We start from the raw sequence: 10,135 nt of genomic DNA on the forward strand, positions 1-10,135 counted from the left end.
CGTTAGACGGATTGCAAGGCTCCATCGCGGGGCATGAAGGCTCAAATAAGGTGCAGAGTCTTACGAAGATTTCGATCGAAGCACCATCGTCATGCACAGCGCAGAGCGTGGCTGCACCAATCCAAACCGCGGAAACGCCCGTTACGCACCGAAGAGGAGCGGCAAGCACCATCGTTGGTCCGGAACTTGCAAACCAAGCCGCTTTTTTGCCAACAGACGAACCATGCAGGCACTTCAATCCGGTACCGACACGCTCTTTCTGCTTTTAGGCACCGCCATGGTGCTCGCGATGCACGCGGGCTTCGCGTTTCTCGAACTCGGCACGGTCCGCAAGGAAAACCAGGTCAACGCGCTGGTCAAGATACTCGTCGATTTCGCGGTTTCGACGCTCGCGTACTTCTTCATCGGCTACAACATCGCATACGGCGTGCAGTTCATGCGCAGCGCCGACGTCCTCGCCGAACACAACGGCTACGCGCTCGTGCGCTTTTTCTTCCTCTTGACCTTCGCCGCCGCGATTCCCGCGATCGTCTCCGGCGGCATTGCCGAGCGCTCGAAGTTCAACCCGCAACTGTTCGCGACGTTCGTGATCGTCGGATTTCTCTATCCGCTGCTGGAAGGCGTCGCGTGGAACGAGCGGCTCGGCGTGCAAGCGTGGCTCAGAAGCGCATTCGATGCCCCGTTCCACGACTTTGCTGGCTCCGTCGTCGTACACGCGTTCGGCGGATGGATCGCGCTGCCCGCCGTGCTGCTGCTCGGCGCGCGCCACGGGCGCTATCACAAGGACGGACGCATCGCGGCGCATCCTCCGTCGAGTATTCCGTTTCTCGCGCTCGGCGCGTGGGTGCTTGCGGTGGGCTGGTTCGGCTTCAACGTGATGAGCGCGCAAACCGTCGACAAGATCAGTGGGCTCGTCGCCGTCAACTCGCTGATGGCGATGGTCGGCGGCACGCTGACCGCGTGGTTCGCCGGACGCAACGATCCGGGCTTCACGTACAACGGACCGCTCGCGGGACTGGTCGCGGTCTGCGCGGGCTCGGACGTGATGCATCCGCTCGGCGCGCTGATCGTCGGCGGGGTGGCGGGGGTGCTCTTCGTGCAGATGTTCACCTGCGTGCAGAACCGCTGGCGCATCGACGACGTGCTCGGCGTCTGGCCGTTGCACGGGCTGTGCGGCGCGTGGGGTGGCGTGGCTGTCGGCATCTTCGGGCTGAAATCGCTGGGCGGGATCGGCGGCGTGTCAGTGTGGTCGCAACTCATCGGCACGGCCGGGGCGATCGTGCTCGCGCTCGCGGGCGGCGCGTTGGTCTACGGCGCGATCAAGGCGACGGTGGGCCTTCGGCTCGATCGCGAGGACGAGTTCAACGGCGCCGATCTCGCGATCCATCAAGTTTCCTCGACACCAGAGCGCGAACTGGCCGGCTGACTTTTCAGTTGCCTCCGGGAATCTTTCAAAAAAGCGATCCAATCGCGCGCGGCACATCGCTTGCTGAAATGGTTGGCAGGAGCGGCGCCTTTTCGACAGTGGCCGCTCGAACCAACGGAGGAAACATGAGACAAGCAAACAAGGCGATACTCGCAGTGCTTCTGGCATTCGGCTGCGGCGCGGCGATGGCGCAGAACGGCGGCGGCAGCGCGGGCGGGCAGGGCGGCACGGGCGGCGGCAACGCGCACGGCGCCGCGACGGCGGGACCGACGGCCGGCGGCGACCCCGTATCAGGCGCGATGGCGACGAGCAAGCCGCACAAGATGCAAAAGAAAGCCGCTACCGATACGACCAACTTCCCCGGCGCCAACGCCAGCAGCGACACAAAGGGGCAGTAAATCCGACGGCCTTGGCTACTCACGGCCAAGGCTTCTCAAAGCCCGCATAAAAATCCCCTTCCTGCACACGCGAGTGTCCGATAAGGCAGCCCGCGCGCCGGTATGATATGGACTGACCATATCCGGGGGCCGACGCTTGAATCCAACAGAGACTGCGACCTTCGACCTGCCGCTGCCCTCGCGCAATTTCGCCGAGACGCGCCGGGTGCTGCTGCTCGTGCTCATCGGTTCGATTTTGGTGCCGCTCGTGTGCCTCGCCGTCTACGGCTACTACGACTATCAGCGGCGTATCGCCAATGCGGACGATCTGGTCGAGCGCGTCGTGCGTGTCGCCAACGAGCACGCGGTCAAGGTCATCGACCTGAACCAGCAGCTCGTCACGCGCATCGTCGACATGCTCGGCGAAAGCGACGACCAGAACGTCTCGGGCCGCGAGGCGCAGTTGCACCGCACGCTCGACGACGTCGGCGGCGGCTTTCCGCAAGTGGCGGCGATCTCGGTCTTCGGCGTGAACGGCGACCTGCTCGCGAACAGCCGCTACTATCCGGTGCCGCGCGTTTCCGTCGGCGGGCGCGAGGACTTCCGCTCCGCCCGCGCGATGGCGCCCGTCACGTACTTCTCGCTGCCGCTGCGCGGCAAGGTCGGCCAGGCCGACGTCTTCACGACGACGATGGGCCGCGTCTCGCACGGCGGACAGTTCCTCGGCGCGGTATCGATCGCGTTGAAGCGCGACTACTTCAGCGACTTCTACCGCGAACTCGCGGGGAGCGATCCGGCGCTCACTATCGGCCTGTACCGGCGCGACGGCGGCATCATGGTGCGCTATCCGCCGGAGCCCGCAGGCGCTCACCCCGCGACCAACACGCCGTTCACCAACGCGTTTCGCAACAACGAGCTATATGGCCGCCTGCGCATGACATCGACGGTGGACAACGTCGACAAGCTGCTCGCCTACCGTCGCGTCGCGGACTATCCGCTCTACGTCGCAGCCGGCTACGCGATGGAATCGATCTACCAGAACTGGTGGCGCAACTGCGCGCTGGTCGCGGCGATCGCGCTCGTGCCGTGCGTCGTCGTGTGGCTGCTGGTCGTGTTCTCGATCCGCCGGCTGAACGCCGAGCAGGCCGCGTGGGAGCGCTGGCAGGCCGAGGTGGCGATCCGGCTGTCGATCGAGGCGTCGAGCCGGCAGTTGCGGCGCATGGGCGCGCTCGGCAATCTCGTCGCGAACGTCGCGCACGATTTCAACAACCTGCTGATGGTCGTCGCGTCGAACATGGAGCTTGCGCGGCGCAAGAACTTCAGCGATGTCGAACCCGAAGTGCTGGCCGTCGAGCGCGCGACCGCCGGCGCGGAATCGCTCGCGCGCCGCCTGATGAGCGTCGCGAGAAAGCAGCCGCTCAAGCAGGAACTCGTCGATCCCGCCGCGTGGCTGCCGGGCATCGCGGAGCTGATGAAGTCATCGGTGCAAGCGAATATCGTCGTGTCGATCGAATTGTCGCCGGATTTGTGGACCGTGCGCGCCGATCCCGTCGAACTGGAACTGGCGCTCGTGAACATCGTCGTGAACGCGAGCGAGGCGATGCCGCGCGGCGGGCGCATCGTGATCCGCTGCCAGAACGTGCGCGTGAAGGCAGGCGAGAGCGAGCTGCCGAACGGCGAGTACGTGCTGATCTCGGTATCGGACAACGGCGAAGGCATGAGCGACGACGTCCGCCAGCGAGCGTTCGAACCGCTTTTCACGACTAAGGTCCGCGGCGCGGGCACGGGCCTCGGGCTCGCGCAGGTGCTCGCCGCGTGCGAGCAGGCGGGTGGCACGGCGCGCATCACGAGCGTCCCGGGCGCGGGCACGACGGTGCGGCTCTATCTGCCGCATCACCATGCGGCGGCGCCGTTGGAGACGCCCCTTCCGCCTGTGCCGCCGCCGTCCGAAGCCGAACCGTTCATCGCGGAACACGAGCGGGACGCAGAGCCGGAGCGCCATCAAGAACTGCGCGGCATGTCGGTGCTGCTCGTCGAGGACAACGCCGATGTCGCGGCGGCCGTCTCGGCGGTGCTGGAGGTTTTCGGCTGCGCGGTGCATCACGTCGAAAGCGCCGATGCCGGGTTCGAACTGCTCGGGCAAGGCTATGGGTTCGACCTCGTCCTGTCCGACATCCAGATGCCGGGGAGCATGAACGGCATCGACCTCGCGGAGCAGATTCTCCTGCGTTTGCCGTCGCAGAAGGTCGTGCTGATGACCGGTTACGCCGACGAGCTCGAACGCGCGAAACATCTCGGCGTGCTGATTCTCGCGAAGCCCTTCGATATGGAAGACCTGCGCGAACTCGTCGCACCGGGCGTCCACTAAACCCAACTTCTCCTCTGCACCAATTCCTTCTCGCAATCGCGCGAGAGGGAACGCTGCGTGCGTATGTCCTTTGGCGCATGCATCCAGTTCCGGGCAAGCAGGCGGCGTGCAGCGCGCGCGTGAATCGCTCTGTCAGGCATACAGGCCAAGCTTTCGATCGTACGAAAAGCAGACCTTGTGCGTTTGGCGCAAGCGTTTAGCGATCGCAAACGAATGCGAATTTAGCTATGGCGGCACGCGCGAATTACTGCAAAAAGGGGCTGAGGAGAGAGAAAGTGAGAAAACCCAAACTGGCCTATTCGAAGGCGGCCCAGAAGCCGGGCGCGCACCACGCGCCGCCGACGGAGGACGATTTCGAGATCTACGCGTCGTATCAGGTGAACGCGGCGGGGTTGTATATCGGCACGCTGAAAGTCGTGCGCAAGACCGACGGACGCCTGCTGTTTCCGTTCGCCGGCGCGCCGGTCATCGGACCGTTTCCGACGCGGCAGGAAGCGCGCGTCGCGGCGGACACCTACGGGTCGCGGATTGTCGCGGGCGACATCAGCAACCCGGAGGCTTGATCAACCTTACGACGAACGGCCTCCCGCCGTCGCCGCGACCGGCACTACGCCGTTCACAGGCGCGTTTTCGTCGACCGTTGTGCGTCCGCCGTCCTTGAAGAATGCCTGCTCGGCCGCCTTGTTCAGCACGAGAATGCTGATGCGGCGATTGGTCGGTTCGTCGGCGACGTCCTTGTTGAGCGGCAGCACGTCGGCCAGGCCGCGCACTTGCAGCACCTTCTTCTCGCTCATGCCGCCCGCCACCAGCGCGCGCCGCGCGGCGTTCGCCCGTTCGCCCGAGAGCTCCCAGTTCGAATAGCCGGACTGGCTGCCGGAGTACGGCACGGCATCGGTGTGGCCCGCAATCGACACGCGATTGTCCACGTCGTTCAGCGATGCGCCGATCTGCGACAGAATCGTCGTCACGTAGCTTTCGAGGCGCGAACTGCCCGAGGCGAACATCGGCCGCTTGAGCGAATCGACGATCTCGATGCGCAAACCTTCGCTCGTAATCGCGATGCGGATCTGGTCCTTGAACGCGCGCAAAGCGGGCGTGTTTTCGATCAGCGCGGTGAGTTTCTGCTTCAGATGCTGCAGGCGCTGCGCGTCCTCGGCGGCGACGGCGGCGCGCGCGATCGACGGCGGCACCGGCTGCGTCTGGCTCTTGGTGGCTTCGCCCGGACGCGAGCTCGAAAGATCACGCCCGCCACCTTCGATCACGCTGGTACGCGCTGCACCGCTGCCGTCCTTGCCGCCGAACACGGCCGCGAGCGGCGTGTTGAAGTAATCTTCGATGCCTTGTTTGTCATATTTCGACGTCGATCCGAGCAGCCACATCAGCAGGAAGAACGCCATCATCGCCGTGACGAAGTCGGCGTAGGCGATCTTCCAGGCGCCGCCGTGGTGCCCGCCGTGGCCGCCTTTCTTCTTGCGGCGCACGATGACGGTCGGCGCGAGCACGGATTGCAGCGGATCGCGGGAAGGTTTTTCAGCCATGTTCGTGCTCCGTCGGGCTCAGGGTCACGCCGATTTCGGCGACTTGGTGGCGCGCACGGCGTCGTCGAGTTCCTTGAAGCTCGGGCGATCGGCGGTGAAGAGCACCTTGCGGCCGAACTCGACGGCGAGCGTCGGCGCGTAGCCGTTCATCGACGCGAGCAGCACCGACTTCACGCACTGGTACGGCTTGGCTTCGGCCTGGCCCTTCGCGTTGAGCAGGTCGGCGAGCGGCCCGATGAAGCCGTACGCGAGCAGAATGCCGAGGAACGTGCCGACCAGCGCGCCGGCGATCATCTCGCCGAGCACGGCGGGCGCGGCGCCCACGGAACCCATCGTATGCACGACGCCCATCACCGCCGCGACGATGCCGAACGCGGGCAGGCCGTCGGCCATCTTCTGGATCGCGTTCGCCGCCACCGACGCTTCCGTGTGGTGCGTTTCGAGCTCTTCGTCCATCAAATCCTGCATTTCGAGCGCGTTCACGTTGCCGCTCGACATCATGCGCAGATAGTCGACGATGAAATCGAGCAGGTGATGGTCTTTCATCACGTGGTCGTACTTCTGGAAGAGCGGGCTGGATTCGGGCGCATCGACGTCCGCTTCGAGCGCCATCATGCCTTCCTTGCGCGCTTTCTGGAGCAGCTCGTAGAGCAGGGCGATCAGGGAAAGATACTTTTCCTTCGTGTACGCGCCGCCCTTGAACGCGGTCGGCAGGGCCTTGAGCGTTTTCTTGAGCGTCGCCGTCGGATTCGACACGACGAACGCGCCGAGCGCCGCGCCGAAAATGCACAGCAACTCGAACGGCTGCACGAGCGCGCCAAGATGGCCGCCGACGCCGACAAAACTACCGATCACCGAGGCGATCACCACGATCCATCCGATTGCGACAAACATGATTTCTCCGGGAAGTCAGGGCTTCGCGCGGCGCGCCGTCTGCGTTTGCAGGCATGCTCGGCGCGCGAAGTCGTCTTTGTTCTTAACGGCCCGGTTAATCGGAGATTTAGGGGATAGACAGAGAAACTTTACGCGGAACGTTTGCGCGGTAATTTTTACTTTACATGCCAGGTGCTTCATCGATGAAACCGGTCATCGACACGATGCGCGATTCTTCGTCGACGATGGCGAAGTCGGTTCCTTTCACGATCGATTGTCCTTCCGGCGTGCGCAGTTCCCAACTGAAGCGCAGATGGTTCGCGAAGCCGTCGATGCCGGTCGTGCGGCTGAACGTGTGCGCCGGAAAGCGCTCGTGGACGGCGCGGATCATCGCGTCGATGCCGTCGTGGCCGTCGCCGCGCAACAGCGGATCGCGGTACGACGCGTTCGCCGCGTAGCTCTCGCGGATCAGCGACGCGCGGCGTTCAGCGTCGATTTCGTTCCAGGCGTCGAAGTAGCGGTCGATCAACGTGTCGTGGACATTGGCTTGCGTGTTCATGCTCGGCTCCTTGAGTGGACGTTGGCGCAGCGGCGTTTTGCGTCTGCGTGGCCCACTATCGGAAACCGGCGGCGGGCTGTCGATTACGCCGGAGGTAATGGAAAGCTCGCCTGCTTCGTCTAAGATCGGCTCATGAACTCGACCCTTGCCCACGCCGCGCCGCCTCCGCCCGTCGGCGCTCTGCTGCGCGAATGGCGGCAGCGCAGACGCATGAGCCAGCTCGATCTCGCGGGCGAGGCCGAAGTTTCGACGCGCCATCTGAGCTTCGTCGAATCGGGCCGTTCCGTGCCGAGCCGGGAGATGGTCATGCGCCTTGCCGAACAGCTTGACGTGCCGCTGCGCGAGCGCAATACGCTGCTCGTCGCGGCCGGTTACGCGCCGCTCTACCGCGAGCGCAATCTCGCTGATCCGCAACTGTCGGCCGCCCGCCGGGCCGTCGAACTCGTGCTGAAAGGGCACGAGCCGTATCCGGCGCTCGCCGTCGATCGCCACTGGACGATGGTTTCGGCAAACGCCGCGATCGCGCCGCTCGTAGCGCTCGCCGATCCGTCGCTGCTCGAAGGGCCGGTCAACGTGCTGCGCCTGAGCCTGCATCCGCAGGGCCTGGCAAATGCGATCGTCAACTGGCACGAGTGGCGCGCGCATTTGCTCGCGCGTGTGCGGCGTCAGGTGGAAGTTTCCGGCGACGCGACGCTCGGCGCGTTGCTGCGCGAACTGGAGGCTTATCCGGCGCCCGCGCATGCCGGCGCGCCGACGCACGGCGAAACCGATGCGGTCGTCGTCCCGTTGCAACTGCGGATGCCGTCGGGCGTGCTGTCGTTTTTCAGCACGACGACCGTGTTTGGCACGCCGGTCGACATCACGCTGTCGGAACTGGCGCTCGAGGCGTTCTTTCCCGCCGACGCCGCGACGGCCGAAGCCCTGCGCCAGTCCGTCCAGGCCGATTCTTACAAAATTTGAACCTCCGGCGCGCGTGCCGATCAATGGAACAAGACTTGCGACCGACACACTGGCAGGTTTCCTCATTCAATCAACGAGAGGCGAAAGAGCGATGATCCAGACATTCGAGCAAACCATTGGCGGGCAGCCGATGCAGTTCTGCGCCAGCATCGCCGACGGCGGAGGGCCGCAGCGCGTGATCATCAGCCGCGCGGATTCGGCGGAATCGCTCGTGATCGTCGATGCGACGGGCATCATCGGCGCGATTCGGGCGGAAGTGGAAGCGCCGGAGAATTTCGTCGCCGATGCGGTCAGGAAGGCACAGCAGGAGGCGCTGATCGAGCGGGCGCTGGAGACAGGTGAAGTGCAGACTACGAGTCTTTAGGTTTTTGAGATTGGGCGGGAATTCGTAGTTTTCGGCCGGTTTTGGTGGTTTTTCAGCTGGTTCGACACTGAAACGCCGCGCACGCGGATTTCGCGGCGCGGGCGTTTTTGCAGATGCGCGTGCTATATGAAGTCTCCGGGCGCGAGCGGTGTTGTGGAATCGGGAGTCGCATTGACGTTCAGCGCAGCATTGTCGTTTCGGGGCCATTTTTGACGGAAACGCCTGCACGCGATGTGTCGCAGTGCGGGCGTTTTTGCACCCAGCCGGGCGCTGACGTGGCTACGCGCTTGTCACGGCGTCGCCCGGCGCGAACGGCGTCGCGGAATCGGGACCATCGGGGAGATCGGGATCATCAGGGTTCGGCGCGGCATCCGGATCCAGCAGGGTGTCGGGATCGGGATCGAGCGGCTGGCCGGGATCGTGTGGCGTTGACATGGCGGCTATCCTCGTACGGCCTGCGGACCGGGCGTTGCACGGTGTGTGCGGATCGGATGACGCAACGGGCGTTCCCGCGTGGGGTGTTGTAAGACAGTCGGAGAAGCGAGCCGACGTCATCGATCTTTAGCATACGTCGCGCGCTTTACTCCGTCGTGTTGTGCCGCGCGACGCCGGGTTCTCTTAGAAATACGCGGAACCAACGCCCACGCGTTTTGACTTGAATTTCCGCGCAACGTGTGCGGATTGCCCGAGCCCCGACGCACAAGCTCAGTCCCCCTGCCGCACCGCTCGCCCACACGACGCACCTTCCTCCCGCGCCGCCGCATTCCTCACGAACCACGCGGTCAACGCCCCGCATATCAAAAGCCCCACCGAAATCCCCGCCGACCACTTCACCCCCACGACGATCTGGGCCGCTTCCGCCCCGCCCGCGCCGTGACTGGCAAGCGCGCCAAACGCCGCGACACCGATCGCCCCCGCCGCCTGCCGCGCCGTATTGAGCACCGCCGACGCCGTCCCCGCCCGCTCCCGAGCGACCGCGCCGAGCACGGCGGTCGTCATCGCGGGGACGGCCAGGCCCATGCCGGACGGAATCAGCAGGAACGGGATCAGCAACGCGACGGTGGGCGTCGAGGCATCGACGAAGGCGAGCGCGGCGAACCCGGCGGCGTCGAGAAGCGCGCCCGCGATCATCGGTCCGCGCGACCCGAAGCGCGCAACGACCGGCCCGCTCGCCAGATTCGACAGCAGGAACCCGCCCGTCAGCGGCAAAAAAGCGAGGCCGGTGGCAAGCGGGGTATGACCGAGCACGCGCTGCAAGTAAAGGCTCAGCACGAACACCATCCCGTAATAGGTCAAATTCGCGAATATGCCGAACGTGACAGCCGCGCTGAACGTGCGGTCGGCGAAGAGCGAGAGCGGCAGCATCGGCGCGGCGCTCTTCTTTTCGACGGTGATGAAAAGGCCGCCCGCGACCGCCGCCAGCGTGATCCCGCCCAATACCAGCGGATGCGTGATCCCGAGCGGTCGCAACTCGATCATGGCGCCGACGAACGCCGCCAATGCGACCGCCGCGAGCGCCTGGCCCGGCAGATCGATGCCGCGCGCCTTCGCGGAGCGCGGCGTGTCGTCGACCCAGGCGCAAGTCGCCGCGATCCCCAGCGCGCAAATCGGCAGGTTCACCCAGAAGATGCCGCGCCAGCCAAAGCCCGCGATCAGCATCCCGCCGACGA

11 protein-coding genes are annotated in these 10,135 nt (G+C 65.0%); 6 read left to right on the top strand and 5 right to left on the bottom strand.

The window, feature by feature from the left end; translation table 11 throughout:
• The first annotated feature begins 223 nt into the window (after nt 1-223).
• From AWB67_RS25610 to AWB67_RS25625, 4 genes are all read left to right on the top strand, one after another.
• Nucleotides 224-1,426, top strand: a complete 1,203-nt coding sequence (locus AWB67_RS25610; protein WP_087659013.1) for an ammonium transporter — start codon at nt 224-226, stop codon at nt 1,424-1,426.
• Between the two features lie 125 nt (nt 1,427-1,551).
• On the top strand, nt 1,552-1,824 hold the full coding sequence (locus AWB67_RS25615; RefSeq protein WP_087659014.1) for a hypothetical protein: 273 nt from the start codon (nt 1,552-1,554) through the stop codon (nt 1,822-1,824).
• Nucleotides 1,825-1,960: 136 nt separating this feature from the next.
• Complete coding sequence (locus AWB67_RS25620) at nt 1,961-4,171, top strand: hybrid sensor histidine kinase/response regulator family protein (RefSeq protein ID WP_087659015.1); 2,211 nt, start codon at nt 1,961-1,963, stop codon at nt 4,169-4,171.
• A 275-nt stretch (nt 4,172-4,446) separates the two neighbouring features.
• Complete coding sequence (locus tag AWB67_RS25625; protein ID WP_374729740.1) at nt 4,447-4,734, top strand: DUF6723 family protein; 288 nt, start codon at nt 4,447-4,449, stop codon at nt 4,732-4,734.
• Nucleotides 4,735-4,740: 6 nt separating this feature from the next.
• Here the strand turns inward: AWB67_RS25625 and motB are convergent, their stop codons facing one another.
• The 3 genes from motB to AWB67_RS25640 all read right to left on the bottom strand — a co-directional run bounded on the left by motB (nt 4,741) and on the right by AWB67_RS25640 (nt 7,141).
• Nucleotides 4,741-5,709 carry a flagellar motor protein MotB gene (gene motB / locus AWB67_RS25630; RefSeq protein ID WP_087659016.1) on the bottom strand — a complete coding sequence of 323 codons (969 nt, stop codon included), beginning with the start codon at nt 5,707-5,709 and terminating at the stop codon, nt 4,741-4,743.
• A 24-nt stretch (nt 5,710-5,733) separates the two neighbouring features.
• Nucleotides 5,734-6,603 carry a flagellar motor stator protein MotA gene (gene motA, locus AWB67_RS25635; protein WP_087659017.1) on the bottom strand — a complete coding sequence of 290 codons (870 nt, stop codon included), beginning with the start codon at nt 6,601-6,603 and terminating at the stop codon, nt 5,734-5,736.
• Between the two features lie 160 nt (nt 6,604-6,763).
• The gene (locus tag AWB67_RS25640; RefSeq protein ID WP_087659018.1) at nt 6,764-7,141 is read right to left on the bottom strand and encodes a nuclear transport factor 2 family protein; all 378 of its coding nucleotides are present in this window, start codon (nt 7,139-7,141) and stop codon (nt 6,764-6,766) included.
• Nucleotides 7,142-7,273: 132 nt separating this feature from the next.
• Between AWB67_RS25640 and AWB67_RS25645 the strand changes: the two genes are divergently transcribed.
• The gene (locus tag AWB67_RS25645) at nt 7,274-8,101 is read left to right on the top strand and encodes a helix-turn-helix domain-containing protein (protein WP_087659019.1); all 828 of its coding nucleotides are present in this window, start codon (nt 7,274-7,276) and stop codon (nt 8,099-8,101) included.
• 91 nt (nt 8,102-8,192) lie between these two features.
• Nucleotides 8,193-8,465, top strand: a complete 273-nt coding sequence (locus AWB67_RS25650) for a hypothetical protein (RefSeq protein WP_087659020.1) — start codon at nt 8,193-8,195, stop codon at nt 8,463-8,465.
• A gap of 279 nt (nt 8,466-8,744) precedes the next feature.
• On the opposite strand, the gene AWB67_RS40890 is transcribed toward AWB67_RS25650, so the two are convergent.
• A complete protein-coding gene (locus tag AWB67_RS40890; protein WP_159964934.1) occupies nt 8,745-8,900 on the bottom strand; it encodes a hypothetical protein in 156 nt (51 codons plus the stop codon).
• A gap of 270 nt (nt 8,901-9,170) precedes the next feature.
• Nucleotides 9,171-10,135: MFS transporter (locus AWB67_RS25655; protein WP_125477667.1), on the bottom strand; the 965-nt coding region annotated here is incomplete at its 5' end.

Source organism: Caballeronia terrestris, assembly GCF_001544515.1.
GTDB lineage: Bacteria > Pseudomonadota > Gammaproteobacteria > Burkholderiales > Burkholderiaceae > Caballeronia > Caballeronia terrestris.